The organism is Niallia sp. Sow4_A1 (assembly GCF_052116745.1).
Classification (GTDB): Bacteria; Bacillota; Bacilli; order Bacillales; family Cytobacillaceae; genus Niallia; species Niallia hominis.
In genome coordinates this window covers 48,173-73,402 of record NZ_JBQKKM010000004.1, presented here as the reverse complement: position 1 = coordinate 73,402, position 25,230 = coordinate 48,173, and the positions used below count along the sequence as shown (strand labels likewise).

Annotated in this window: 28 protein-coding genes; 23 read left to right on the top strand and 5 right to left on the bottom strand. The window is 34.4% G+C overall.

From position 1 onward, the window contains the following. The first annotated feature begins 209 nt into the window (after positions 1-209). Positions 210-2,042, top strand: coding sequence for a translational GTPase TypA (gene typA, locus ACTQ5K_RS03655; protein WP_031534229.1), 1,833 nt, complete (start codon positions 210-212; stop codon positions 2,040-2,042). A gap of 394 nt (positions 2,043-2,436) precedes the next feature. Here typA and ACTQ5K_RS03650 read toward each other — a convergent pair whose 3' ends face one another. Together ACTQ5K_RS03650 and ACTQ5K_RS03645 are read right to left on the bottom strand one after the other, a co-directional pair. After that, positions 2,437-2,637 carry a YlaI family protein gene (locus ACTQ5K_RS03650; protein ID WP_031534230.1) on the bottom strand — a complete coding sequence of 67 codons (201 nt, stop codon included), beginning with the start codon at positions 2,635-2,637 and terminating at the stop codon, positions 2,437-2,439. A gap of 81 nt (positions 2,638-2,718) precedes the next feature. Further along, positions 2,719-3,327, bottom strand: a complete 609-nt coding sequence (locus ACTQ5K_RS03645; protein ID WP_031534233.1) for a YhcN/YlaJ family sporulation lipoprotein — start codon at positions 3,325-3,327, stop codon at positions 2,719-2,721. Positions 3,328-3,550: 223 nt separating this feature from the next. Here ACTQ5K_RS03645 and ACTQ5K_RS03640 point away from each other — a divergent pair, with 223 nt between their 5' ends. Then, complete coding sequence (locus tag ACTQ5K_RS03640) at positions 3,551-4,879, top strand: PhoH family protein (RefSeq protein WP_035415906.1); 1,329 nt, start codon at positions 3,551-3,553, stop codon at positions 4,877-4,879. Positions 4,880-4,941: 62 nt separating this feature from the next. Here the strand turns inward: ACTQ5K_RS03640 and ACTQ5K_RS03635 are convergent, their stop codons facing one another. Then, entirely contained in the window at positions 4,942-5,430 is a 489-nt protein-coding gene (locus tag ACTQ5K_RS03635; RefSeq protein ID WP_031534237.1) for a hypothetical protein, read from the bottom strand. 249 nt (positions 5,431-5,679) lie between these two features. Between ACTQ5K_RS03635 and ACTQ5K_RS03630 the strand changes: the two genes are divergently transcribed. The 12 genes from ACTQ5K_RS03630 to coaD all read left to right on the top strand — a co-directional run bounded on the left by ACTQ5K_RS03630 (position 5,680) and on the right by coaD (position 14,603). Further along, entirely contained in the window at positions 5,680-5,961 is a 282-nt protein-coding gene (locus ACTQ5K_RS03630; RefSeq protein ID WP_031534239.1) for a YlaN family protein, read from the top strand. A gap of 225 nt (positions 5,962-6,186) precedes the next feature. Further along, complete coding sequence (locus ACTQ5K_RS03625) at positions 6,187-7,425, top strand: FtsW/RodA/SpoVE family cell cycle protein (protein ID WP_031534241.1); 1,239 nt, start codon at positions 6,187-6,189, stop codon at positions 7,423-7,425. Between the two features lie 410 nt (positions 7,426-7,835). Further along, the gene (gene cyoE, locus ACTQ5K_RS03620) at positions 7,836-8,753 is read left to right on the top strand and encodes a heme o synthase (protein ID WP_031534243.1); all 918 of its coding nucleotides are present in this window, start codon (positions 7,836-7,838) and stop codon (positions 8,751-8,753) included. Between the two features lie 123 nt (positions 8,754-8,876). Continuing rightward, on the top strand, positions 8,877-9,344 hold the full coding sequence (locus tag ACTQ5K_RS03615; RefSeq protein WP_031534245.1) for a DUF420 domain-containing protein: 468 nt from the start codon (positions 8,877-8,879) through the stop codon (positions 9,342-9,344). Between the two features lie 203 nt (positions 9,345-9,547). Next, positions 9,548-10,606: a CAP domain-containing protein gene (locus ACTQ5K_RS03610; RefSeq protein WP_031534247.1), complete on the top strand. Its 1,059-nt coding sequence runs from the start codon at positions 9,548-9,550 to the stop codon at positions 10,604-10,606. 224 nt (positions 10,607-10,830) lie between these two features. Further along, positions 10,831-11,253, top strand: a complete 423-nt coding sequence (locus tag ACTQ5K_RS03605) for a YlbD family protein (protein ID WP_235252613.1) — start codon at positions 10,831-10,833, stop codon at positions 11,251-11,253. Positions 11,254-11,267: 14 nt separating this feature from the next. After that, positions 11,268-11,507 carry a YlbE-like family protein gene (locus ACTQ5K_RS03600; protein WP_031534251.1) on the top strand — a complete coding sequence of 80 codons (240 nt, stop codon included), beginning with the start codon at positions 11,268-11,270 and terminating at the stop codon, positions 11,505-11,507. A 94-nt stretch (positions 11,508-11,601) separates the two neighbouring features. Then, positions 11,602-12,030, top strand: a complete 429-nt coding sequence (locus ACTQ5K_RS03595; protein WP_048717759.1) for a hypothetical protein — start codon at positions 11,602-11,604, stop codon at positions 12,028-12,030. 76 nt (positions 12,031-12,106) lie between these two features. After that, positions 12,107-12,553 (top strand): YlbF family regulator, encoded by a 447-nt coding sequence (locus tag ACTQ5K_RS03590; protein WP_031534253.1) that lies wholly within the window; start codon positions 12,107-12,109, stop codon positions 12,551-12,553. Between the two features lie 154 nt (positions 12,554-12,707). Beyond that, a complete protein-coding gene (locus ACTQ5K_RS03585) occupies positions 12,708-12,983 on the top strand; it encodes a YlbG family protein (protein ID WP_031534255.1) in 276 nt (91 codons plus the stop codon). 557 nt (positions 12,984-13,540) lie between these two features. After that, on the top strand, positions 13,541-14,107 hold the full coding sequence (rsmD, locus tag ACTQ5K_RS03580) for a 16S rRNA (guanine(966)-N(2))-methyltransferase RsmD (RefSeq protein WP_031534257.1): 567 nt from the start codon (positions 13,541-13,543) through the stop codon (positions 14,105-14,107). Between the two features lie 4 nt (positions 14,108-14,111). Further along, the gene (gene coaD, locus ACTQ5K_RS03575; RefSeq protein ID WP_031534259.1) at positions 14,112-14,603 is read left to right on the top strand and encodes a pantetheine-phosphate adenylyltransferase; all 492 of its coding nucleotides are present in this window, start codon (positions 14,112-14,114) and stop codon (positions 14,601-14,603) included. 161 nt (positions 14,604-14,764) lie between these two features. On the opposite strand, the gene ylbJ is transcribed toward coaD, so the two are convergent. Beyond that, entirely contained in the window at positions 14,765-15,985 is a 1,221-nt protein-coding gene (gene ylbJ, locus ACTQ5K_RS03570; protein WP_031534261.1) for a sporulation integral membrane protein YlbJ, read from the bottom strand. Between the two features lie 208 nt (positions 15,986-16,193). Between ylbJ and ACTQ5K_RS03565 the strand changes: the two genes are divergently transcribed. Further along, positions 16,194-16,985, top strand: a complete 792-nt coding sequence (locus tag ACTQ5K_RS03565; protein ID WP_031534264.1) for a patatin-like phospholipase family protein — start codon at positions 16,194-16,196, stop codon at positions 16,983-16,985. 81 nt (positions 16,986-17,066) lie between these two features. On the opposite strand, the gene ACTQ5K_RS03560 is transcribed toward ACTQ5K_RS03565, so the two are convergent. Next, positions 17,067-18,281 (bottom strand): nucleotidyltransferase, encoded by a 1,215-nt coding sequence (locus ACTQ5K_RS03560; RefSeq protein WP_031534266.1) that lies wholly within the window; start codon positions 18,279-18,281, stop codon positions 17,067-17,069. A gap of 475 nt (positions 18,282-18,756) precedes the next feature. On the opposite strand from ACTQ5K_RS03560, the gene ACTQ5K_RS03555 reads away from it, so the two are divergent. The 8 genes from ACTQ5K_RS03555 (at position 18,757) to ACTQ5K_RS03520 (ending at position 25,122) form a co-directional block, all read left to right on the top strand. After that, a complete protein-coding gene (locus ACTQ5K_RS03555; RefSeq protein WP_441993735.1) occupies positions 18,757-19,269 on the top strand; it encodes a YceD family protein in 513 nt (170 codons plus the stop codon). A gap of 93 nt (positions 19,270-19,362) precedes the next feature. After that, a complete protein-coding gene (gene rpmF / locus ACTQ5K_RS03550) occupies positions 19,363-19,536 on the top strand; it encodes a 50S ribosomal protein L32 (RefSeq protein ID WP_016200993.1) in 174 nt (57 codons plus the stop codon). Positions 19,537-19,709: 173 nt separating this feature from the next. Then, positions 19,710-20,159 carry a DUF523 domain-containing protein gene (locus ACTQ5K_RS03545; RefSeq protein WP_235251184.1) on the top strand — a complete coding sequence of 150 codons (450 nt, stop codon included), beginning with the start codon at positions 19,710-19,712 and terminating at the stop codon, positions 20,157-20,159. A 152-nt stretch (positions 20,160-20,311) separates the two neighbouring features. Beyond that, entirely contained in the window at positions 20,312-20,878 is a 567-nt protein-coding gene (locus ACTQ5K_RS03540) for an RsfA family transcriptional regulator (RefSeq protein ID WP_031534273.1), read from the top strand. Positions 20,879-21,218: 340 nt separating this feature from the next. After that, entirely contained in the window at positions 21,219-22,136 is a 918-nt protein-coding gene (locus ACTQ5K_RS03535; protein ID WP_235251182.1) for a 2-dehydropantoate 2-reductase, read from the top strand. Further along, complete coding sequence (locus tag ACTQ5K_RS03530) at positions 22,129-22,524, top strand: DUF3397 domain-containing protein (RefSeq protein ID WP_031534276.1); 396 nt, start codon at positions 22,129-22,131, stop codon at positions 22,522-22,524. Before ACTQ5K_RS03535 ends, ACTQ5K_RS03530 begins: the two co-directional genes overlap by 8 nt. 337 nt (positions 22,525-22,861) lie before the next feature. After that, on the top strand, positions 22,862-24,496 hold the full coding sequence (gene bshC, locus ACTQ5K_RS03525; protein ID WP_235251173.1) for a bacillithiol biosynthesis cysteine-adding enzyme BshC: 1,635 nt from the start codon (positions 22,862-22,864) through the stop codon (positions 24,494-24,496). Positions 24,497-24,822: 326 nt separating this feature from the next. Beyond that, the gene (locus tag ACTQ5K_RS03520) at positions 24,823-25,122 is read left to right on the top strand and encodes a TIGR04104 family putative zinc finger protein (RefSeq protein ID WP_441993732.1); all 300 of its coding nucleotides are present in this window, start codon (positions 24,823-24,825) and stop codon (positions 25,120-25,122) included. Positions 25,123-25,230: the final 108 nt, after the last annotated feature.

The following is a 25,230-nucleotide window of genomic DNA, read 5'->3' as shown; positions in this document are numbered from 1 at the left end:
GAAAGAACAGAAAAAATGTAAAGAAATTGATAATTATCGGATAAAAAGGTTAGTTTAAAAAATATTTTTCGAAAATAGCGTTTTCATTCAGTGTTTTTTATAAAAGCTTTTAGGTTTCTTCGGAATTATGTGATATAATGACTCAGTTATAATATTATTAAAAAAATAAATTAAATCAAGATAGACATATTTAGGTAGGAGTGAAATTTTTGAAAATTAGAGAAGATATTCGTAACATTGCTATTATTGCTCACGTTGACCACGGTAAAACAACGTTGGTTGACCAGCTGCTAAAACAATCCGGCACATTCCGTACAAACGAGCATGTGGAAGAACGTGCAATGGATTCCAATGATTTAGAAAGAGAACGTGGAATAACAATATTAGCGAAAAATACTGCTATTCAATATAAAGATAAACGTATTAATATCCTAGATACACCAGGACATGCTGATTTTGGTGGAGAAGTAGAACGTATCATGAAAATGGTTGACGGTGTTCTACTTGTTGTTGATGCATATGAAGGTTGTATGCCTCAAACACGTTTCGTATTGAAAAAAGCATTAGAGCAAAACTTAACTCCAATTGTAGTTGTTAACAAAATTGACCGTGACTTTGCTCGTCCTGCTGAAGTAATTGATGAAGTTCTTGACTTATTTATTGAATTAGATGCAACAGAAGAACAATTAGAATTCCCTGTTATCTATGCATCAGCTATTAATGGTACAGCCAGCACAAACCCTGAAAAACAAGATGAAAACATGCAATCATTATATGATTCAATTGTAGAGCATATTCCTGCACCAGTTGATAATCGCGAAGAGCCTTTACAATTCCAAGTAGCTCTTTTAGACTACAACGACTATGTTGGAAGAATTGGTATCGGTCGTGTATTCCGCGGTACGATGAAAGTTGGTCAACAAGTAGCTTTAATGAAATTAGATGGAACTGTTAAACAATTCCGTGTAACAAAAATCTTTGGTTTCTTCGGATTGAAACGTCAAGAAATCGAAGAAGCATACGCTGGAGATTTAATCGCAGTATCAGGAATGGAAGATATTAACGTTGGTGAAACTGTATGTCCTTTTGAACATCAAGATGCACTTCCAGTTTTACGTATCGATGAGCCAACTCTTCAAATGACTTTCTTAGTTAATAACTCTCCATTTGCAGGTAAAGAAGGTAAATATTTAACTTCAAGAAAAATTGAAGAAAGATTACGCGCTCAATTAGAAACAGACGTAAGTTTACGTGTTGAAAATACAGATTCTCCAGATGCATGGACTGTATCAGGACGTGGAGAGCTTCATTTATCTATCTTAATTGAAAATATGCGTCGTGAAGGTTATGAGCTTCAAGTTTCAAAACCAGAAGTTATTGTTAGAACAATCGATGGTGTTCGTTGTGAGCCAATCGAGCGTGTACAAATTGATGTTCCTGAAGAGCATACAGGTTCTGTAATGGAGTCAATTGGTGCTCGTAAAGGTGAAATGTTAGATATGATTAATAATGGTAACGGACAAGTTCGTTTAATCTTTAACGTACCTGCTCGTGGACTAATTGGTTATACAACTGAATTCTTAACATTAACACGCGGATATGGTATCATCAACCATACATTCGATAGCTATCAACCAATGGCATCAGGCCAAGTTGGTGGACGTCGTCAAGGTGTATTAGTAAGTATGGAATCTGGAAAATCATCTACTTATGGGATTATGCAAGTAGAAGACCGCGGAATTATCTTTGTAGAAGCTGGGACTGAAATTTATGAAGGGATGATTGTTGGTGAGCATACACGTGAAAATGACATTACTGTTAATATCACAAAAGTAAAACAAGCAACAAACATCCGTTCAGCAAACAAAGACCAAACAGCAACAATGAAAAAACCAAGAATTATGACACTTGAAGAATCTTTAGAATACTTAAATGAAGATGAGTATTGTGAAGTAACTCCAGAATCCATTCGTTTACGTAAAAAAATCTTAAATAAAGCAGAACGTGAAAGAGCTGGCAAGAAGAAAAAATCTGCTGAATAAATAAAAGAAAAGGAGTCATCTGTTGATGGCTTCTTTTTTGTGTTTAGAGTAGGGCGGAGGTAGGGATTTCGCTGGAAATTGTCATTTAGAGTGAGTAAGGTGGAAAAATAGTGTTTTTATTGGAGATGAAAACCAGATTTCGCAAGTTGAAAGAGAAAAGTGGTGTTCATAACCCCCACTTTTTTCCATTGAGCAAGAAAATCCAAAGTGAAAGGTAACAGAGAATATCTCATACTAGCTACCATGATCTAAAACCAAACGTAATAAAAATAGAAGCATAAATTCGTGTTTCCAACAAATAACCTCTAAATAACGAAGCAGTTAAAAAAGAAGTATGTAAAAAAAAGAAGACCTTAGCTAAAAGATCTTCTTTTTATTGATACTGCTTGTCTACTTACCAATCATCTTCTTGCGTTTTGTTTTGATAAAGAACAAAGTTGCCAGAATCTATTCGTTTCTTTGTATTTTCCGCAATTCGTTCTTCACATTCTTTACACATATACGTATGAATCGGCCGATTTCGTAGTCGTTTTGCCTGAAAGGAATTTTCGTCTATATCTTCAATTTTATCACATATTACACATTTTACTTTCAACAGCTGCACCTCTAATCCTATAAGATCGAAAAAAATAGATTATAGGCACATTATATATAAAATCGTATAGAAAATCGAATTTTAATCTCTTATACGATTATTCGATTGCTCATCTTGGTCATTTTTCAGTTCTTTTTCTTCTTCTTCATTCAATTTTTCATTCGGCTTTTTCATATCCCCATCTGGCTCATTTTTAATCATATCAGCAGGTACTTCAGGGATTAGTCTTCCGCTAATATCGGCCAATTCATTAAAGATACCTTGGATTGGCTTCCCATTTTGTATATCTTCGCCAATTTCTTTTAGTCTTGCATTCATATCAGGATCAGCAATAATGACAGCATTTGCCCCATCAGGATCGTTCTTTAAGCTTTCTGCAACAGAATATTTGATGGAACCGACTTCTGAACGATCTAAGTCAGCGTTAATATCCACACCTACAAGGGCATATTTACCGATGACTACTGCTGTTGCATCATTGACATTTTCGATACTTGTTGCAAGGGAAACGAGTCTTTTGGCAATATCCTGTCCTGTTTTACGGTCAACTTCCTCGATAGTAGAATTTTTTACATTTGTAACATGAGGGGTATCATCTCTATTCTCTGATTGTTGGCTATTTTCTACATTATTGTTATTACATCCAGCAAGCAGAAAAAGGATTGCAATGAACAAATATCCTTTTTTCATAAAAATTACCTCCTTTAATATTGAAGAATAACTTCTAAAAGTGTGCATTTTCACCTGATTTGTTGGTGGAAATGAGCATTTTTATGTTTTTTTATACTTCCTCTCTCTTTATTGTGAGAAATATCTTCTATCTTTATGCGATAAAACATATATTTTACCAAGGTTCTTTCCGTTACACGGATAGTGCAGCAATATATGACGTTTTAGAGCAGGGGGCATCGGTTTGAGTAAAATTTACGTATTGGATACAAATGTCTTGTTACAGGATCCATATTCCATTTTTTCTTTTAGTGACAATGATGTAGTAATTCCAGCAGTAGCATTAGAAGAGGTAGACAGCAAAAAACGGTACATGGATGAAATCGGAAGGAACGCAAGACAAATATCTAGATTGATCGATAATTTAAGAGAAGCAGGAAAGTTGCATGATAAGATTCCTTTGGAAAATGGCGGAACTATAAGAATTGAACTAAATCACCGATCTTTTCATGAGCTTCAAGAAATATTTGTGGAAAAAACGAATGATAACCGAATATTAGCAGTTGCAAAAAATTTATCAATAGAAGAAAGCAAAAAAGAAAATGGACGAACCGTTATTTTAGTAAGTAAAGATACACTAGTCCGTGTTAAAGCAGATGCAATTGGGCTTATGAGTGAGGACTTCTTAAGTGACCGAGTTGTTGAAAATGAAGATTTGTATACCGGTTTTATGGATGTACAAGTAACGATTGATGTATTAAATCGCTTTTATGAGATTGGACAGCTTCCTGTCACGGAAATTGGCAATGGAAGTTATTATCCTAATCAGTTTCTCATCTTAAAGGATGTATTAGGGTCTTCGTCATCTGCGTTAGCAATTGTTGATTCATCAAGAAAATATGTGAAAAAGCTAGTGTTTGATCATGAGCATATTTGGGGAATTCGCCCAAGAAATGTGCAGCAAACAATGGCAATTGAAATGTTATTAAAGAAAGACATGCCGTTAGTTACGCTAATAGGGAAAGCAGGAACAGGAAAAACTTTATTGGCATTAGCATCAGGATTGATGCAAACAGAAGATTTTGGCGATTATAAAAAATTATTAGTTGCAAGACCTATTGTACCAATGGGGAAGGATCTAGGCTTTCTTCCTGGAGAGAAGGAAGAGAAATTAAGGCCATGGATGCAGCCGATTTTCGATAATCTCGAGTATTTGTTTAATACAAAGAAACCTGGTGAATTAGAAGCAATTCTTGCAGGAATGGGCTCAATAGAAGTAGAGGCATTAACGTATATTAGAGGAAGAAGTATCCCTGATCAATTTATTATTATTGATGAAGCACAAAACTTAACAAAGCATGAAGTGAAAACGATTTTAACAAGGGTAGGAGAAGGAAGTAAAATTGTTTTAATGGGAGACCCAGAACAAATCGACCATCCTTATTTAGATGCTTTTAATAATGGATTAAGCTATGTGGTAGAACGTTTTAAAGACCAGCCAATAGCTGGACATGTAAAATTAGTCAAAGGAGAGAGATCGTCTCTAGCACAGTTAGCTGCAGATTTATTATAAACTTTAGCTTTTTTACGCCATCTAGCAATTGCTAGATGGCGTAAATGTGGATGGATGCTCTATTATGTAATTTTAAATGCTTTGACATTTTTGATAGGCGTTTGTTTCTTGGCTTTTGTATTATCAAAAATATATACAGGACCATCTTCTGTAAGCGGTTTTCCTTTTACGCAAAATAATAAGAAAATCGAATCGATTTCTTCTAGTGGAATAGTATATTCTTCTTCATCTGTTGTGATTAACAGATTTTTTGCTACTTCCTTTGGTTCAGTATTTTTTATAAAAGGAGCTAAAGGCATATAAAAGGTACCAGTTAGCATTTCTACTTTTTTATAAGTTTTTGTGGATTGCTCTGGCACTTTAGCACCTTCTGTAATCTCTTGATCCCAGTGCTTGGATGCTTCTTTTGTATATGCTTCTAATTCATCCTTTACTTCGACTGGCGCGAATACTGACTCAGCGGTTTGTTTACGATCATCAAATATCCATACAGTCGGATCAATGGTTATCGGAAAATTTACTAATCCGGTAACTTGAATAATAGTATTCATTAAATTCTCCTCCTTATTCTTTATTCGTTGATTGTATTAAAATTCTGCTAATTAATGAGGACATGATTGATTTATAATTAGCAGTCTAAAAACAATATTAATTTAAGTATAGCTTCTTCTTGTCTTTCTGTCATTTAGAAGGTTAGAAACGAAATTTTAGATTTTTTAAGGGGGATTGTTCTTGCAATTTTCCTAGGTTGAGTTTAAACTTTATAGATAGGATAATCGCTCGGAAACGGGGGGATAGGATTGACTTCTGAAATGATTATTAATCATAAAGAAAAAGCAAATGAGCTATTGAAAGCTGATGCTGAGAAGATATTAAAACTAATTAAAGTTCAGATGGATAATTTAACAATGCCTCAATGTCCTCTATATGAAGAGGTATTGGATACGCAAATGTATGGATTGTCTAAAGAGATAGATTTTGCTATTCGATTAGGATTAGTAGAAGAGCATGTTGGCAAGAAGATTTTAGATGAGTTGGAAAAAGAATTATCGAATTTGCATGAAGCTTCTATAAGAAAATAAAAAGTAAACTCAAACAAAAGCATTCATTGTTTGAGTTTTTTTAGTGGTTAGGTGTATTATTCTAAAATAAGGGAAGTACATACGAAATAGGATTAGTTAAAAATATATATAAGTTTACGCCCGATATTTTAAGAGAATGAATAGAAGTTTTATCCTTTTCAGCAGGAAATAGATAAGAGACAACGAATACTCTAAATGAGGAGAATGAATAAGGGATGCGGTTGAATGATAAAGAAGATATTAAAATCGTATGATTACACAATTATTATAGCGATGGTGCTGTTAATTTTATTTGGCTTAATTATGATTTATAGTGCGAGCATGGTTTCAGCAGTCCAATATTATGGACATGATAGTAGTGATTTTTATTATAAGAAGCAGATTATGAATATTATAGTAGCGGGTGCTGCATTCATTGTTGTCGCACTTTTTCCATACAAGGCCCTACTAAGCAATAGAATATTAGTACCAATGGTGTTTGGGTCTATTTTTTTCTTAGGTGGAATATTTTTGTTTGGTAGTGTTTACGGAAATGCGCAAAGTTGGTATAAAATTGGAACCTCAAGTCTTCAGCCGGCAGAGTTTGTTAAACTATCTGTAATCATTTATTTATCGGCTATCTATTCAAAAAAGCAGTCTTATATTAATGAATTCAATAGGGGTGTTGTCCCACCACTAGCCTATTTAGTTATTGTTTGTGCTTTAGTTATGGTTCAACCAGATTTTGGGACAGCGGTTATTATTCTGATGATTGGTGCAACAATTATTCTCTGTTCAGGAATGAATTGGAAGAATTTATCGAAGCTGATGCTTATTGGATTAGGATTTATACTCCTATTGCTACTTTGTATGCAGCTGGCTGGTAAAAGTGTGTTTACGGAAAAGCAAATGGCGAGAATATTTGTGTTTATGGATTCCCCTTTTGGCGAAGATGTTGTGCAAGATTCTGGTTATCATATGAGTAATTCACTTATTGCGATTGGCTCTGGTGGTCTTAAAGGAGTTGGCTTGGGACAAGGAGTACAAAAGCTTGGCTATTTAACAGATGGTCACACCGATTTTATTATGGCTGTAATAGCGGAGGAACTAGGTATCTTTGGTGTAGGCTTTGTAGTATTAGGTCTTGGCTATATTGTTTTACGGGGCATTTATACGGGATTAAAGTGCAAAGATCCTTTTGGAAGCTTACTAGCGATAGGGATTTCGAGTATGGTTGGGATTCAAGCGTTTATTAATATTGCCGGGATTTCTGGATTAATCCCATTAACCGGTGTGCCAGTACCTTTTGTAAGTTATGGTGGATCGTCCCTTTTACAATTATCTATTGGAATGGGGATTTTAGTGAATGTTTCGATGTTTGTAAAATATGAGAGGGTTTATAAACCAAAAGTTGAAGATGTTGCTGATATTCCACAGGCGAATCAACCTACTTCCCCATTTGTTCGAACAAACAGACCTTTATAGCAAAGGGCTTCCTAGTAACAAACTTTACGAAAAATGCCTAATTAATAGATTCATAAAAGATAGCACAGATAGTTGGTGCTATCTTTTTTATATTTTAAAATCTGAACATTGATATTTAAAAGGTTAATTAATTTGCTTCCTTGTAAAAAAAAGCTATAATAAAAAGAGTGTCTTTTATTCCTAAAACGCTTTCGAAGTGTTTATCTAAAATGGACAAATTTTCCAATAATGTGAAAACTGAAGTTTTTTCAAAAAAAAGAGAGAAATCTCTGTGAAAATATGTTTTAATAGCAAAAGAGTCTTTTTTAACATTACTATGTTGTTAAATGTGAATAATGACACAAATGGAAATGAACGGTTATTTAAATAGTATTTTCTTTACTATGTAATAGAAGGGGGAGACATAATCAATGGCTAATTTTCGTGCATATTCAAATGCCAAATTGACGGATAAGCAAGCCGAAACAAGTGCCTGGAAGGACTTTCTTGCATTAATTAAAATAGGAATTGTGAATTCAAACTTAATTACGGTATTTACAGGTATCTGGCTTGCAATTGTCTTTACAGATGCAAAGTTTTTAGAGCACATTGATATCATTTTATATACTTTGATTGGCTCAGGACTAATTATTGCTGGGTCGTGTGTGTTAAATAATTTTATTGATCGTGATATTGATCCATTAATGGAAAGAACAAAGGCAAGACCGACTGTAACAGGAAAAGCAAAGCCTTCAAATGTTGCAGTCCTAGGTTTTGGATTTCTTTTAATAGGTACTTTGTTTTTATTGCTAACAACTATCACTGCTACAGTTATTGCTTTAGTTGGAGCATTTAGCTATGTTGTGATTTATACAATGTGGTCTAAGCGGAGATTGGTATCAAATACTGTTATCGGGAGTTTTTCAGGAGCAGTGCCTCCACTAATTGGATGGGCCGCAATTGATCCTGGACTTGATGTTATTGCTTGGAGCCTATTTTTAATTATGTTTGTTTGGCAGCCACCGCATTTTTATTCTTTAGCGATTAGAAGAGTAGAAGAGTATCGAGCAGCAGGAATTCCGATGTTACCTGTTGTAAAAGGATTTGAAGTAACAAAGAAACATACGTATATATGGATTGTTGCATTATTTCCACTACCATTTTTGTTATATCAAATTGGTATCCCATTTTTAGTTTTAGCAACGTTACTAAATATTGGCTGGGTTATTACAGGAATTCGAGCAAGTAAAAAGCAAGATGAATATAAATGGGCTACAGCAATGTTCATCTATTCCATTCAATATTTAACAATACTATTTGTATCAATGGTGGTATTTACATTATTCTAAAGAAAAATCGCTTTTTTAGGGGAAAAACGAGTTTCGAGAATAATGACTTGTTTTAATAGAAATAAGGGAATTTGGGGAGTTAGTTAAACAAAGAGGTAAATACTATATGGAGTGGGTAGTTTAATGGAATTTACATTACCGATTTTGCCGACAATAAGTACTACATTTATCGTTTTGAGTGGCATTTTTGTAGCTATTGGCTGGGGGTTAATCAAGAAAAGAAAAAGAAAAGAACATCAGATGGTAATGCTTTTTGCAGCTGTTTTTGCCGTAATCTTTTTTGTTATCTATGCATCAAGAACGGTTTTTATTGGCAATACTTCTTTTGGGGGACCAGATGATATTAAGATTTATTATACAATCTTCTTAATATTTCATATTACACTAGCTACAATCGGGGCGGTGTTAGGAATTATTATGTTGTATACAGGCTATAAAAAACAATATGCGAAACATCGTAAATTAGGTCCAATGACAAGCATTATCTGGTTTATTACCGCTATTACAGGAACAGCCGTCTATTTACTTCTCTATGTTTTCTATCATGGTGGAGAAACAACGTCTGTTATAAAGGCAATATTAGGATTTTAATAAATGCTTCGAGAGAATAGAAGCATTCAGACTGAAGACAAATTCCTTGGAATAAAAGGACTCTGTTTTCAGTTTTTTTATTATTTTGTGGACTAAAAATGGAAAAACTACTTATTCTATTAAAATTATTTAAATTAAGTTATACTATTTAGTAAGAAGTCAACATATATTGATAGAAACAATGCTAGAGAGGGGGGAATCCTCTGAAAATCTTATTAAGAACTGTCGTAATTATTGCAGTATTATCAGCAATTGGATTCTATTTTAATATAACAGATGATAAGGAACAGCCAGACGTACTAGTTGAAAATGGAGATAACCCTACAAAAGTGGAGGATAATCTCAATGAAGCAGCAGAGAATTCGCAAATTCTACCAGTTCCTAAAGAAGGATTAGGGAGCTTGATTGGTAAAAGTGTCAATGAACTAAAAGAGAAATATGGTGAACCAACTAGAATCGATCCGTCAGCCTATGAATACGATTGGTGGATTTATAATAAGAATGTATCTGAGTATTTTCAGGTGGGAATTCTAAATGACAAAGTGGTGACTGTCTATGCAATTGGTAGTGCTGTGAATATTAATCCTTATAAAATCGGACAAGAAGTTGGGGATATATATACGATGACACCAATTGAAACAAATATTAGCTTTAATTATGAAAATTCTTCTTACCGATTCGAATTATCGGAGGATGAAATAAATAACCGTCCATTAATTCAGATAGGTGATTATTATGCACAGCTATACTTTGATAAATTTAATGGAACTTTATCAAGTGTTCGTTACATGGATGCACGAACATTACTTCATTTAAGGCCTTATGAATTAGTTTATCGAGGAGAACTATTAGAAACAGATAATAATGTGGAATATAGTGAAGAAATTCAAGAAGGCAATGAAAAACAAATATTAGATATGACAAATGTGTTAAGAGAAAGATTTAAATTAAATAAAGTAGAATGGGATCAACCTACTGCTGAAGTCGCATTAGGCCATAGTAAAGATATGTTTGAAACCGAGGATTTCTCCCATACATCAGAGAAGTATGGAGATCTAGAGGACCGTTTAAAGGCAGGAGACGTATTTTATCAAGTTGCTGGAGAGAATATTGCAGCAGGCTATGCGGATGCCCCTGCAGTAATCGAAGGCTGGTTAAATAGCAAAGGACATCGAGAGTGTTTATTGAATGAGAAATTTACTCATCTTGGAGTAGGCGTATTTGATAAATACTATACACAGAATTTTATTGAAAAATGGTGAAATAATAGTATGAAAGAAGCTGACAACCACAATCATTTGATTGGTTGTCAGCTTTTTTGGTTTGGTTTTTCTAAAAGATTATTGCTTTTTCAATAGGAAAAATAAATAAAATAGGCCACGGGTTTATAGCAATAAAATTTACAGGATGACACAGAGGATTTGCACGTTTTCTAAAGTGCATCATAAAGTAATATAGGCAGATGTATCAAATTAGAGGTGAAATAATGATGGCTAATAAAGAACTTCATCCTTCTGTAGAAGAATTTAAAGCATTTGTGAAAGCAAATCCCAAAATATTAAAAGAAGCGAGAAGTGGCAAGGTGACATTACAAGAATTATATGAAGATTGGTATTTATTAGGTTCTGATGATGCAAGATGGGACGGATTACGAGAAGGTGCTTCTGAATCTTCTAGCAAAAAGGAAGAAGAGACAGAAGCAAATCGAACTGTCTGGATGTCTAATATTGTTGATACACTAAAAAAGATGGATCAAAATCAAATACAGGGATACTTAGCAAACTTAAATCAAGCTTTAGGAACGATTCAAGGTGTCATTTCACAATTTGCTCCTAATAGTGGTTCTAGTGGATCATCTGCGCCAAAAGAACAAAAACCTTCTGGGCCGTTTTCTTTTAGAAAAGATTAAGTAGGAGGATGGATATGAGACAAAGCATTAAAGAATATATTGCGCAGAATCCAGAATTACAACAATTTATAAGAGAACAGCCGCAATGGTATAGACAATTAAGCAGAAATCCAAATCAGTTGGAAACCTTTGAGATAGCATCTCTTCATTATTATAAGAAAACCATTCCAGATCACGTACAAAAATTTTCAAATGGTGTTCAAATGGCATCCATGATGGTTAGTATGTTTCAAGCAATGAATGCCGAATCATAACTTTTTAAGATAAACATTATTTAGAGTAAAAAAAGCATGAATGGTAATACTAACCGAAATGAAAATTCATTAAAAATTACCAGGAGTGTTTACTTTGAAAAAAATCCGAATGATTTGTATTCCTGCTTTTCTCCTTTTAACCGGATGTGGTGATGATGTTCCAGATCCAGAAGTAAAGACAAATAAAGAAGCTGCAACTTATTCTGCCATACCTACGGCTGCAGATGTACAAGCCTCTTTCTCCCCTACAGCAAAAGAGGAATTTGATGTGCGTCATATTGTTAAAGGAAATAAAGTATTTGTGGAATGTAAAGTGAGAGACTATTCTTTTAGAGAAGATAGCAATGGGAAATTAGGAAAAATCGTTTTGGAGATAAATGGGGAGAAGAAGGAATATTCTTCTGCTGCATTTGTGATTGAAGGATTAAAAACAGGAAAACATACAATGAACTTATCTGTTATGGATGTTGCCAGCAAAACAACAAAGTTTAAAAAGTCATTTCAAGTAATGATTAAAGAGTAGGGAAGAAAAAGGAAGTCACAAGCCTTTTCTTTCTTCTGTCTTTCATGTAGAATAAGAATTGGAGGTGAGCGAATACGTGCTTGCGACAACTGAAATACTTCTTATTCAAGAGGAAGCAGAAGACATTGCAGAAATGATATTAAACTCAGATGTTGCAGAACAATACCGTATTTGTTTGGCCAATTTACAATCAAATAAGGAAACACAGCAAAAAATTCATTCTTTTAACCAAATGAAAGAGCTTTATGAAGAGGTTCAGCGTTTTGGAAAATACCATCCTGAATATAAAAAAGTCATGATGGAAATTAGACAGCTAAAACGCGATATGGATGTAGATGATAATGTGGCAGCATTTAAAGTAGCGGAGAATGGTTTGCAAAAGCTTCTAGATGATGTCAGTGTTATTATCGGACGTTCTGTTTCTACTTTTATTAAAGTACCAACAGGAAATCCATTTTTTGATGAACTTTCTGGTTGCGCCGGTGGTTGTGGAAGTGGTGGAAGCTGTAGTTGTTCTGCATAATATACGAAGAGGCAATGATCAAATCTAGGATCATTGCTTTTTTATTTTGACGTTTCTTATGGCTTACTAGCGTTCGTAAAAGCAGATTCCGACTTTTCTATTTTGGTTGCCTATGCTATTATGATAAATAATGGTATTTTAAAGGGGTTAAATTATGCTAGGGCAACGACAGGGAATCATTGTTTGGCTATTTTCACTAAAGCAAGCAAAAATGTTAAGAAGATATGGAAATGTTCATTTTATTTCCAAAAGATTAAAATATGTTGTGCTCTACACGAATCAAAGTGATGTGGATGGCATAATGGAAAAAATTAATGCTCATTCTTTCGTTAAAAAGGTAGAGCCTTCCTATAAGCCATTTTTAAAAGTGGAATTTGAAAATTCGCGACCAGATAAAGCGAAAGAATATGATTATAAAATGGGGATTTAAGAAAATTGTTCTTTATTGGAATGTTCATTCTAAGGACAATCCCTTATAAGTAGTTGAAGAAAAACAAAAGCAGTATTTTATGTAAAGGAAAGGTGGAATCCGCCATGCCCTTCATTGAATACTGTTTTTTCTATGAAAAAGACAAAAAAAGCCTGCAAGCATATGCCTGCAGGGTCCTTCTACGTTCTTATTATTCATAAGAACAGAAGGTAAAGGGAGAGGAGAAACCGGAGGAAGAACTTATGGGGAAACGTAAGTCTTCTCCGCGGTTGGCAACAACATCCTCGAATAGATGCTGTTACTTACATTATCCCCATACGGTGACCACTTATACATAAAAACAAATTATTTTTTAGAGGTAACAAAATTTATTAGGTTTAATCTATACCATATAAAGAGGATGCAATGGTAATAATATTCCGATTTGATTATCTTTTTACGAATAAAAATTGACAGATAAAAGGAATAAATCGTTAAAATGTTGGCTCTCTAATAGGTTTATGGTAGGATAGGGAAGGTAAAATAACTTTAAGTAAAATAGGGTTGTGGTGATTGAAATGAGAGTTGTCTCCGGTAAGAATAAGGGGATTCCATTAAAGGCTGTTCCTGGTAACTCGACTAGACCAACTACAGATAAAGTGAAAGAGGCTATTTTTAATATGATAGGTCCTTACTTTCAAGGAGGAGAAGGCCTTGATTTATTTGCTGGAAGCGGCGGACTTGGCATTGAAGCTTTAAGTAGAGGGTTAGATCTTGTTATTTTTGTAGATAAAGAAGGAAAAGCAATACATACGATTAAAGAAAATCTTTCTACATGTAAATTGGACAGCCAAGCCGAAATATTTCGCAATGATGCGAATCGTGCTTTAAAAGCATTGCAAAAAAGAGAAAAAAGCTTTGATTATATTTTCCTAGACCCGCCATATAAAAAGCAACAATTAGAAAATATGTTAACATTTATTGATGAAGCAGGTCTGTTAAAGGATGAAGGAGTCATTGTATGTGAGCATGGTTCGGATATTTCTTTACCTGTGGCAGTAAATAGACTTCAACAAGTGAGACATGAAAAATATGGAATAATTGGAGTTTCTATTTATTCCTTACAAAATGGTACGGAGGACTAAAAAGATGGCTAGTGTAGCAGTTTGCCCAGGTAGTTTTGATCCGATTACTTATGGTCATATTGATATAATTAAAAGGGCTGCTAAAGTATTCGATCATGTATACATATGTGTATTAAATAATTCTGCCAAAAAACCTTTTTTTTCGGTGGATGAAAGATTGGAGCTAATAAGAGAGGTAACGAAGGATATTCAGAATATCTCTGTATCATCTTATGAAGGGCTTCTAATTGATTATGCAAAAAGCGTAAATGCAAATGCAATTATTAGAGGATTACGAGCAGTATCAGACTTTGAATATGAAATGCAGATTACGTCGATGAACCGTGTACTATCAGACGATATCGAGACATTTTTTATCATGACAAATAACCAATACTCTTTCCTAAGCTCTAGCATAGTGAAAGAAGTAAGCAAATATGATGGTGACATTTCAGAGCTTGTTCCTAAGATTGTGAATGATGCATTAAGAGCAAAATTTCATTATGATGGAAAATAAGTTTTTCAAAAAGTGGAATTCTTTTTATAGCAAGCAAAAAAAGGACATCTTGCCAAAATAGTGGCAAGATGTCTTATTTATAATTAAGGAAGTTTTTGTTTGAATTTATCTCTAGGCACCCAGTGAACGATGTGAGTCTTGAAGTTTTCCTCCAGATTGTCTTATAATTCTCCTCTTGGTCTTAATCTTTTTACTAAAATAAAACAATAGATTGTTAAGGAAATAATTGTTACAATTGGCCCCCATGTACTTATATTTTCAAATATTTGCTGAAAGAAGACTTCTTCCCTATTTATCCCTGGGATTGCAATTGTTGGTGTATCTTTTGACAAGAATGTCTTGTAAAAGAAGTCCCATGCGATAAAAGTGTAGATGCCAGAAAAGATTGCTTGCATAATTCTCGCTAAGAAAAAAGGCTTAAAGCGAATATCTGTCTGAGCGAGAATACTTGCTACTTGCGCTTGTACACTTAATCCGCTAAATCCAAGGATACAGCTCGTTAAAATGGCTTGGTGCATAAGGGTAGATGTTTCCACATCACTCGTTAATTTACTTCCTAATGTAATTTCAAATATGCCGGCGATAAAGGGTATCGTTAAGTCACCTGAAAAAGTAAACAGCTGGAATAAAGATTCTAATAATTTTGCAAAAAAGGAAGTAATATGTAAGTGAAATAATAAACGATTAATAACGGAAAAGAGAATGATAAAGCCACCAACCATTAATAAAGATTGAATCGAGGAGGTTACCGCATCTCCCATTAGTTTTCCAAGTGGGCGCTTGTCTTTTAGACGAGTATGATGCAGTTCTCGCAGCGCCCTTTTTAAGGAGGCTTTTTCTTTTGGCTCTTTTGTTGTCTTTTCTGTATCTTTTCCGTGAAATCTCATAAATAGTCCAACGGTAAAATTGGCTAAGTAATGTGAGAAAGCAAGCAGGAGACCAAGTTTAGGACTATGAAAAAAAGAGGCAGAAACAGCGCCGATGATAAACATTGGATTAGAAGCGTTAGAGAAAGAAACAAGCCTTTCCGCTTCCGTTCTAGTTAATTGTTTTTCCTCACGCATTCGTGCTGTTAATTTTGCTCCAGTTGGAAAGCCGGATACCATCCCCATGGCCCAAACGAATCCGCCTACTCCTGGAACTTTAAAGAGCGGTCGCATAATGGGCTCTAATAAAACACCAATAAAACGAACGACACCAAAACCTATTAAAATTTCAGATAAGATAAGGAAAGGAAGAAGTGAAGGAAAAACAATCGTCCACCAAGTATTCAGTCCATTTTTTGACGCGTCAACTGCTACCCCAGGAAAAGAAATCAGGGCAAGAGCTAATAGAGACGCGGATAATGCAAGTGCGACTGTCTTAAATTTTGAGCGTAACAAATTATATTGCTCCCCCTTCAAATAATAATAGTAGGTTTTTATTCTCATCTATGTAAGGAAGGCTGGTTTAAAACCTTAACGTGTAGAAGCAATACTTGTACACAATTAGCCTAAAGAATATCCCTCTACCAATCAATATACTCATAACCTGAAAAAAAAGACCATAAGATTAAGGTAGATTGAATTTAGAGAGAATAGGTGAGACGATATGGAACGCCCAAAAATAGGGTTAGCGCTAGGCTCAGGTGGAGCGAGAGGATTTGCACATATTGGGGTAATCAAAGTATTAAGAGAAGAGAATATTCCAATAGATTATATTGCCGGTAGCAGCATAGGAGCAATTGTGGGCTGCTTATATGGAGCAGGATCTGATATACAGCGACTATATACATTATCGAAGTTTTTTAAGCGGAAATACTATTTAGATTTTACTGTCCCCAAAATGGGCTTTATTGCTGGGAATAGAGTAAAGGAATTAATCCATTTATTCACCTACGGAAAAAAATTAGAGGAATTGGATATTCCTGTTGCTGTTGTTGCTGCTGACTTATTAACAGGGGAAAAGGTCGTTTTTAGGAAAGGATCAATTGCTAATGCAGTGCGTGCAAGTATATCTATTCCTGGCATATTTGTTCCAGAGAAAATGGATGGGCGTTTACTTGTTGATGGAGGAGTAATTGACCGTGTCCCTGTTTCGGTTTTAAAAGAGATGGGAGCGGATATCATTATTGCGGTAGATGTAGCAAAGGTAAATGTAAATGCTGAGATTTCAAATATTTATGATGTAATTATGCGTTCATTGGATATTATGCAGATGGAATTAGTGGAATCGCGAGAAGTTGCAAGTGATGTGATGATTAAACCGCCAGTAGAAATGTTTAATAGTAAAGCATTTACTGATTTAGAGAAAATAATCGCAATAGGAGAAACAGAAACAAGAAAGTATATCGATGTAATTAAAAAGGAAATCAAGAAAAGAAGAACAAATGAGAAGAAATAAATAGGAAAAAACCGCGCGCATTGGCAAAAACACCCGGTTTTTTTTCGGAAAATACAAATCCCTAATTGAAGCAACAGGAGGTTACTTTATAATGGGATGCTGTAAGTATTCCATATTTAGTAACTGCTCTTGAGCTGTTGCTTGTGCGCCTAGAGCGTAAATTTGGGAGGCGCGAATGTCCAGTGCGATTTTATCTTTATCAAAAGAAGAAAGTTTACTAATAATGTCCAGTGCGAACTGCTTCTTCTTTTCTTTTAAATAGTACCGACCATTTGCAGTTGTACCTAGTAAACGAATATAGGAAGGCTGTGAATGGACAGCCATTTCTTCTTTTTTTGTATTTGTTAAAATATGTACACAGATTCTTTGCAGTCTTGTCCAAGTATATCTCTTTGTTTTTAGTAAGCGGATATACGCTTGAAAAGATGAAGCTTCTTTCACATATTTAAGGAACCGATATTCTAACCCTTCCTCCATTTCGTAAATAGTGGCCAGCTCTTTTGCGGTTGTTTGCAATAGCCGGAATTTTAAGTAACTCCAGTAATTCTCCCAAGTGTGGTAAGATAAATAGGTTTCTTTATACTTTCGAAGTAGATTAAGACTTGCAAGCGGGAGGTAGGGCTCAATTGTTTTTAAGGAACCTTCTTCCTTTAATAGTGCTTGCCTGATACTTGTTGCACTTGCTATCGAGTCAGATGTAAATATTTTATCATGGTAGTCTGCATTCATTCGGGCAACTGTGCAAACCTCCATAGGATAATGATTAGTATGTACGGCTTTGTAGTATTCATAGCCCAATATATTATTAGGCAAACTAAGATTTAGTCCCCTATCGTTTTCCCTACATGTTAATTCTTGCATTGCTAATGATTTGGCTTTTGGATAGCTCGACCCATTTTTTAAAAATTTTTTCACGAGTAAATCTTCTTCGTCCTGTTTTCTTTGTAACTGGATGAAAGTATGAGAGAACTCGTTTATATCCCCAGACTCACTTCCAAAGCATAAATAATCACATTCTAATCCTTGGAGAATATCTACAGCACCTTTAGCAAACACAGCTGCATGCTGTGTAGCAAAAGAGTAGGGAAGCTCGACTATGAGATCAACTCCATTTTCCAGTGCCATTTTCGCACGGCACCATTTTGATACAAGGGCAGGCTCCCCTCGCTGTAAAAATGGACCACTCATTACAGCAACTACGATATCTGCATCTGTTTGTTCCTTTGCCTTTTGGATATGATACAAATGTCCATTATGAAATGGATTATATTCTACAACAATACCAACAGCTTTCATTACACTCTCCCTAATTATTATTCATTTAAAACATTAGCTCCAATGTTTTTACTAGTAAAAGTTTATCCTAAAAATATTGGTTGTAAAAGAGAAACATGAGGGAATAACAACCATTTTATTATTTTTTATGGGAGAAGGGTGTTTATAAACTACTAACATTCATTTGTTTTTTGGGAGAAGAAAAGGGTAGGATTACTAATACAATCTCATTTAGGTACTTTTAGGTGGAAACGAAATTTTGTTAGTTTGAAAAAGGGGTTCCATTTTGGTGCATAAATAAAAAGTAAATATAGAAGAAAAAGAATCTTTCTATTGAACTTTTGGTTGCAATTCTGTTGAATATGGGTAGAATAAAAAAGAAATCGAATAATAAGGGATTAACTCACTTATTGCTTATTATTTACTGTAAAGAAAAAATATTGACAAATAATTATATGAAAGCTATAATTACCTTTGTTGCCTTGGGGTGATATATATGAAATGGACGTTAAGCCAGTTACAAAAATTTCGAAGTAAGGGATTGCCAATTGATGAAACAATAAATTTGGATGAGATCAAAGAAACAGATCCAACCATAAGAAGAGTATCTCCTATTCATATAACAGGACGTACAGATATTGATTCAACGAAAGTGACTTTTCATTTAAATATAAAAGGGTCTCTCGTGCTACCTTGCTCTCGTACTTTAGTAGACGTGGATTATCCAATTAATGTTGAAACAACAGAAACCTTCCTATTAAAAGTTTCAGAATATGAAACAGACGAAGAGGAAGTTCATCAAGTAAAAGGGGATGTAATTGACTTAAAGCCAATTATTGCTGAAATACTTTTACTTGAGGTACCGATGCAAGTCTTCTGTGAAGATACTAAAGAAGAAGGTGCTCCTCAATCAGGTAATGATTGGGAAGTTATCCAAGAGCAAGATTTACAGGAAAAGAAAGTAGATCCTCGTCTTGCTGGGCTTGCTAAGTTTTTTGAAAATGAGTAATTAAACTCATACTTAATTATGCAAAAGAAAAACGTGAGATTGGAATTATCTTTTCTCATTACTTTCTTAATACTCTTTAAGGAGGTGGGACGAATGGCTGTACCTTTTAGAAGAACATCTAAAACTGCAAAGAGAAAACGTCGTACACATTTTAAATTACAAGTGCCTGGTATGGTAGAATGCCCTAACTGTGGTGAAATGAAACTTGCTCACCGTGTATGCAGCGCTTGCGGAACATACAAAGGGAAAGAAGTTGTAAGCAACTAATATCTTTTTTGTTTGATTAAAAGCACAAGAACTTAGGTTCTTGTGCTTTTTTCCATATATGGCTACTTTTATAAAAACAGATGCGTTAAAATAGAGAGAGTAGAATAAATAGAAAAAGACAATATACCTGTACAATAATAGGAGTAAATACTACTAAGATAAGGAGAGGACATATGATTGTCGTTAGTTCTTGTTTAGCAGGATTGAAAGTTCGGTATAATGGAACCGATTGTTTAGATGATACGATAGAAAAGCTTTCAACTGATAATAAGGTAAGAACGGTTTGTCCAGAGTTAATGGATGGATTCTCTACACCAAGAGAACCTGCAGAGATAATTGGTGGGGATGGTTATGATGTTCTCGATGGTAAAGCGGTTGTACAGGATCGTACAGGAAATAATGTTACCCAAATGTATATGGATGGAGCTTATAAAACATTAGAATTTATTAAAAGTTTGAACGCAGAAATGGTAGTCTTAAAAGAAAATAGTCCTTCTTGTGGAAGTAGTTTTATTTACACAGGCTGTTTTGATGGAACAAAAAAGGACGGGGTGGGTGTTACCACAGCTATGTTAAGAAGAAATGGCATTAAAGTGATTTCAGAGAACGAATTATTTCAGTGATCCGCTATCTTTAAAGTGTGTGCAGATTTTATAAAGGTTTATCTATTCCTAAAAAGCATTCTGTCAATTTTCTTTTTTCAATGAGGAATAATCAGTCTATCTTTTCTAGTAGATGCATATGTATGAATAAAAAACACTAGGAGGGTTTACTGATGACAACAACAAGACAAGATGCTTGGTCAAAGGATGAAGATATTCTGCTAGCAGAAATCGTTCTTCGTCATATTAGAGAAGGCGGTACACAACTTCAAGCGTTTGAAGAAGTGGGAAAGCTATTATCAAGAACAAGTGCAGCATGTGGGTTTCGGTGGAATTCATATGTACGCAAACAATATAAATCAGGTATTGAGCTTGCCAAGAAACAAAGAAAGCAATTAAAAAAGTCAACTGGAACAGAGGAATATTCTACAGACGAAGTGATCGTCAGCCCTTCCGCTTCTCCCATCCCAGTTCAAAACCAATTTGATGAGATGCTTTTGTATTTAAAAGACTTATATGATAAAGCGAGTAAGTGGGAGCAAGAAAATATAGATTCATCCACCGTAAAAGTGAAAACGAAGGAACTAGAAGAAAAACTGACTATATTGAAGAAAGAAAATGAAGAGTTACAAAGTGAATTAGACTCCATGGAAGGTGCCTATAAGGCATTAGTGGAGCTAATGGAAAAAGCAAGACAAATGGTCGTGTTTAAAGATGAAGATAAATTACCCAAAGTATAATTACTCCAAAGTTTTTAAAATTCAAATAAGCAAGAAATAAATTGGTTTTACGCAGGAGGGAGCCTATAGTTTCCGAAAGGTATTCGCTCGACTCCTGCTTTAACTATATTTTGAAATTTTCTGGTTTTAGCAAAAACAGAATTAATCACATCTCACCGTTCTATTCCTCTTCTACAATTTATTATTCTAACCATTTCTCACCTTATTCTATTCTCTATATAAAAAAATCAAAAGTTTTTTTGATAAATTTATTCCTTTTCCTATGCTTTTCGTACTAACAAACTTTTCAGAAAATGTTAAGATAGAACTAACAATAATTGAAACGGTAAAGGAGCTTCGGATGAAAATTGGAATTATAGGAGCTGGTGCAATTGGCTTATTATGTGCATACCAGTTAAAGGAAAAGCATGATGTAACTTTATACGTTCGGTCCCCAAAGCAATATGAGTTGATTAAGAACAAAGGTATTTATTATAAAGTGAATGAGGATAAGCAGTCTCGCACGGTGGAAGTTCGTTATTTTGCAGAGTGGGATGGGGCAGAAGACCTTACAATTGTAACAGTAAAGCAATATCAATTAGCACCAATTTATGAAAAAATGGAGATACTTGGGAGTCGCATAAAAGCAATGTGCTTTCTACAAAACGGAATGAGTCACATAGAGACGATTTTGGAATCTAATATTCCCAATTTAATGATTGGCATAGTAGAGCACGGTGCAATGAAGGAAGATGAGCAAACAGTTGTTCACACGGGGATAGGAGCTATTAAACTAGCTTGTGTCAAAGGAAAGGTGGCAGAGATTTTACTCTCCCTAACAACAGAAAATAATCAAGCTTTTCCATTCATCAATGAACCCGATTATGTGACAATGATGCAAAAAAAATTAGTGGTAAATAGCGTTGTAAATAGTTTAACAAGTATATTGCAGGTCAAAAATGGCCAATTATTGCAAAATGCTTATTATTATCAAGTAATGAGTTTATTTTTAGAAGAAGTGTTGGAAATTTTATCGATAACGAAAGAAAATAGAATACTTTATCGAGATTATTGTATAGAGGTTATTCGTAATACTGCTTTGAATAAATCTTCCATGCTAAAGGATATAGAGGCTGGGAGACCAACAGAAATAGACGCTATTTTAGGATACATAGTAGAAAAAGCGAAAAGGAAAAAAATCTCTTCGCCTATTGCTGCAACTGTTTATTTAATGATTAAAGGAAAAGAACGAGGAAGAGAGGAGTGTTTAAATGCTTAATTTAACTTCACAGCTCATTAGTTTTCTCGTTGTATTTCCAATCTTTACGTTGTTTATTGTATTTGTCATAAGCAAGTCGTTGACAAAAAAACAGCGGTTTTCAGTACATCTAGCACTAGATATTAGCACCTTCTTTTTTATCCTTTCCGTGCATTTTCTTATTCGGTCTATTTGGAATACATCTCTATTATTATATATCGTGATTTTTATTTTGTTGATTGGAATGTTATTTGTTATTATTCATTGGAAATGGAAAGAGGAAATTGAGTATAAAAAAGTGTTTAAAGGAATTTGGCGTGTAACATTTCTATGCTTTTTCACCTTGTATGTTGTGTTAGTCATTTATGGCCTTGTACTTTCTATCCTAAAGGCAATGGGAACGGTTTAAAGTTATAGATAGTGTAGCATTGGAGAATCTCCAAAAACCTCTAAGCAAAGACCTTCTTGAAATGTATAGGGGGCAATTAACTAGTAGATGCTAGAAGCAAGTTGTAATTAGCAAAAATACCAGCTAGAAAAAAGTGCATAAGCAACTTTTTTTCTTTTATTTAAAAGGGATGCTATACTTTTCTATGTAACGAAATAAAAGGGATGAATAGATGTTTTTAGAGAGTAAGTAGCCTAGGGAAAACTTGTGGCAGGGCTCCCACTAATGAAAGAGTCTTTATTATAAAGGGAAAAATACATAAAAGGGAAAACTCGAATTGGAGAAAGGAAGTACATAGATGGAGATGATAAATCTCTCTTTGCCTGTGGCAAATAAGTTTGTAACAGATTATTTAGAACAAAAAAATAGCACAAAGGAATTTTTTCATTATTCTTATCTTGACAACGGTTGCTATGAGGAAAGATTGAAAGAGTTGGAAACAAGATCTTTTATGAGAAATGATCTTGCTAACTATATTGAAGTGTATATGGAAAATTTTCCTCAAAGTGAAAAAGTGAGGCAATCAATTGCTAAATTGAGACAGGAAAATAGTGTCGTTGTGATTGGTGGGCAACAGGCAGGTGTCTTAACAGGTCCGTTATATTCCATTCATAAGGTTATCAGCATTATTCTTTTAGCTCAACAGAAAGAAAAAGAATTGGGCATTCCAGTTGTACCTGTTTTCTGGGTAGCGGGAGAGGATCATGATTACTTGGAAATTAATCATATTTATACACCTGATAAGGAAAAAATGAAAAAGGTTGTATTTCCGCAAAGAGTATTGGATAAAAGAATGGCTTCCGATATAGCACTAGAAAAACAGGTCTGTATAGACTGGCTGGAAACAGTGGTGGAATCGTATGGGGAAACAGAGCATTCTAAGCCGTTATTGCAGCTTTTACAGTCAGCTGTTCACGAATCCAAGACAATTGTTGACTTTTTTAGCTATATGACAATGAGTTTATTTAAAGATTACGGCCTACTTTTGGTTGATTCTGGTGATAAAGAAATTCGTAAGCTAGAGAAAGAAATTTTTCTAAAGCAAATCAATGAATTTCACAAGTTGGCGGATGCCGTTTCAGAACAGCAAAAACTAGTGCAGGATAGCGGTTATTCTCTTGTTATTGAAATGGCGGAAAATCCAGCTAACTTGTTTTATTATGATGAGGGGGAGCAAGAAAGAATATTATTGCAATACGATAAAGCAGAAGGACGTTTTATCGGAAAAGATAAAACCGTATCTTTTACATTCGAGGAATTAAGGGAAATGGCAAGTGAATTTCCTCAGAAGCTAAGCAATAATGTCGTTACCAGGCCAATAACACAAGATCTTCTCTTTCCAACACTAGCGTTTATAGGCGGACCAGGAGAGATAGCTTATTGGGCGGAACTTAAAGGAGCGTTTGAGCATTTAGGGATCAAAATGCCACCTATCGTACCTCGTCTAAATATTACTTTATTAGAGAGAAGTGTAGAAGCTGATATCACAGAATTAGAATTATCGATGAAGGATATTCTGATAAATGGAACATCAGAAAAGTGTGAGCAATTTTTACAGTCTGTTTCAAATGAAAAGATAGCTCAATTACTGAATGAGTTAAAAGGTGTTATTGAAACCAAATACGATTTGCTTGAACAGGAAATGACATCCGAGTATAAAGGTTTACTCCCACTTATGGAGAAAAATGAAGACTTTTTAAGGAGTCAAATCGAGTTTCTACAGAATAAAGTGAATGATTCGGTTAAATTAAAGCATGAAGTCATTGTAAATAAGTTTAGCCGCATTGAGCAAAATTTAAAACCAGAAGGTTCTCCTCAAGAGAGAGTCTGGAACATTACTTATTTCTTAAACAAGTATGGTCTTGATTTTCTTGAAGATGTCATGAAATTACCGATGGATTTTGATGGAACCCATAAAGTAATTAAATTATAATGCAGTTTTTCCTTTTATATAAAGGCTGTTTTCTAAAGGATTGTTGTTTTTTCAATAGGAAAAAGAATTAGTTGGAAACAATTAGCAGCCGGAATACACGAAGACTCCTGTGGGATTAGCGAGACAGTCTGAGACCCCGGAGGCGAAGCTGAGGAGGCTTAAGCTTCGCCACACGGAAAGCGAAGTGTATTCCGGCTGCGAGTAATCGCAACAAACTTTACGAAAACAGCCTAAATAAACAAGAGAAAATAGTATGCCAAATAGTAGAAGGATTGGTATACTATTTTTATTATGATGAAAATGAATGAAAAAGGAGTGATAATTAAATGCCAACTTGTCAAAAATGCGGCAAAGATTGGAGCTGGAAACAAACCATTAAAAAGATGTTTACTTTAAATCCCGCTATAGACTGTCCTCAATGTGGCCAAAAACAGTATTATTCTAAAAAAGCACGGAAGAAAACTGTTGTTGTATCCTTTTTATCTCTCTTTCTTATTTTCCTCCGTTTATTTAATATTTCAGCATACCAAATAATTGGAATTTATCTTGCTTACTTTATCATCGTAATGGTTCTACTTCCTTTTCTAATGGAATTATCTAATGAAGAGGAAGCATTATGGAAGTAAATGATCCTTTTCTATAAAGCCTCCATGGATTAAGAATAATAAAATGTAGATAAATACAAAAAAGCTTGGTTAGAATTTTTTCTAGCCAAGCTTTTTATGTACTCTTAA

Excerpts from the sequence above, each read along its gene's own strand:
- ACTQ5K_RS03645 (WP_031534233.1), bottom strand. The coding sequence starts at position 3,327 with ATGAAAAAAGGATATTTGTTCATTGCAATCCTTTTTCTGCTTGCTGGA.
- ACTQ5K_RS03635 (WP_031534237.1), bottom strand. The coding sequence starts at position 5,430 with ATGAATACTATTATTCAAGTTACCGGATTAGTAAATTTTCCGATAACC.
- ACTQ5K_RS03625 (WP_031534241.1), top strand. The coding sequence starts at position 6,187 with ATGATAAAGAAGATATTAAAATCGTATGATTACACAATTATTATAGCG.
- cyoE (WP_031534243.1), top strand. The coding sequence starts at position 7,836 with ATGGCTAATTTTCGTGCATATTCAAATGCCAAATTGACGGATAAGCAA.
- ACTQ5K_RS03615 (WP_031534245.1), top strand. The coding sequence starts at position 8,877 with ATGGAATTTACATTACCGATTTTGCCGACAATAAGTACTACATTTATC.
- ACTQ5K_RS03605 (WP_235252613.1), top strand. The coding sequence starts at position 10,831 with ATGATGGCTAATAAAGAACTTCATCCTTCTGTAGAAGAATTTAAAGCA.
- ACTQ5K_RS03600 (WP_031534251.1), top strand. The coding sequence starts at position 11,268 with ATGAGACAAAGCATTAAAGAATATATTGCGCAGAATCCAGAATTACAA.
- ACTQ5K_RS03585 (WP_031534255.1), top strand. The coding sequence starts at position 12,708 with ATGCTAGGGCAACGACAGGGAATCATTGTTTGGCTATTTTCACTAAAG.
- rsmD (WP_031534257.1), top strand. The coding sequence starts at position 13,541 with ATGAGAGTTGTCTCCGGTAAGAATAAGGGGATTCCATTAAAGGCTGTT.
- coaD (WP_031534259.1), top strand. The coding sequence starts at position 14,112 with ATGGCTAGTGTAGCAGTTTGCCCAGGTAGTTTTGATCCGATTACTTAT.
- ACTQ5K_RS03565 (WP_031534264.1), top strand. The coding sequence starts at position 16,194 with ATGGAACGCCCAAAAATAGGGTTAGCGCTAGGCTCAGGTGGAGCGAGA.
- ACTQ5K_RS03560 (WP_031534266.1), bottom strand. The coding sequence starts at position 18,281 with ATGAAAGCTGTTGGTATTGTTGTAGAATATAATCCATTTCATAATGGA.
- ACTQ5K_RS03555 (WP_441993735.1), top strand. The coding sequence starts at position 18,757 with ATGAAATGGACGTTAAGCCAGTTACAAAAATTTCGAAGTAAGGGATTG.
- rpmF (WP_016200993.1), top strand. The coding sequence starts at position 19,363 with ATGGCTGTACCTTTTAGAAGAACATCTAAAACTGCAAAGAGAAAACGT.
- ACTQ5K_RS03545 (WP_235251184.1), top strand. The coding sequence starts at position 19,710 with ATGATTGTCGTTAGTTCTTGTTTAGCAGGATTGAAAGTTCGGTATAAT.
- ACTQ5K_RS03540 (WP_031534273.1), top strand. The coding sequence starts at position 20,312 with ATGACAACAACAAGACAAGATGCTTGGTCAAAGGATGAAGATATTCTG.
- ACTQ5K_RS03535 (WP_235251182.1), top strand. The coding sequence starts at position 21,219 with ATGAAAATTGGAATTATAGGAGCTGGTGCAATTGGCTTATTATGTGCA.
- ACTQ5K_RS03530 (WP_031534276.1), top strand. The coding sequence starts at position 22,129 with ATGCTTAATTTAACTTCACAGCTCATTAGTTTTCTCGTTGTATTTCCA.
- bshC (WP_235251173.1), top strand. The coding sequence starts at position 22,862 with ATGGAGATGATAAATCTCTCTTTGCCTGTGGCAAATAAGTTTGTAACA.
- ACTQ5K_RS03520 (WP_441993732.1), top strand. The coding sequence starts at position 24,823 with ATGCCAACTTGTCAAAAATGCGGCAAAGATTGGAGCTGGAAACAAACC.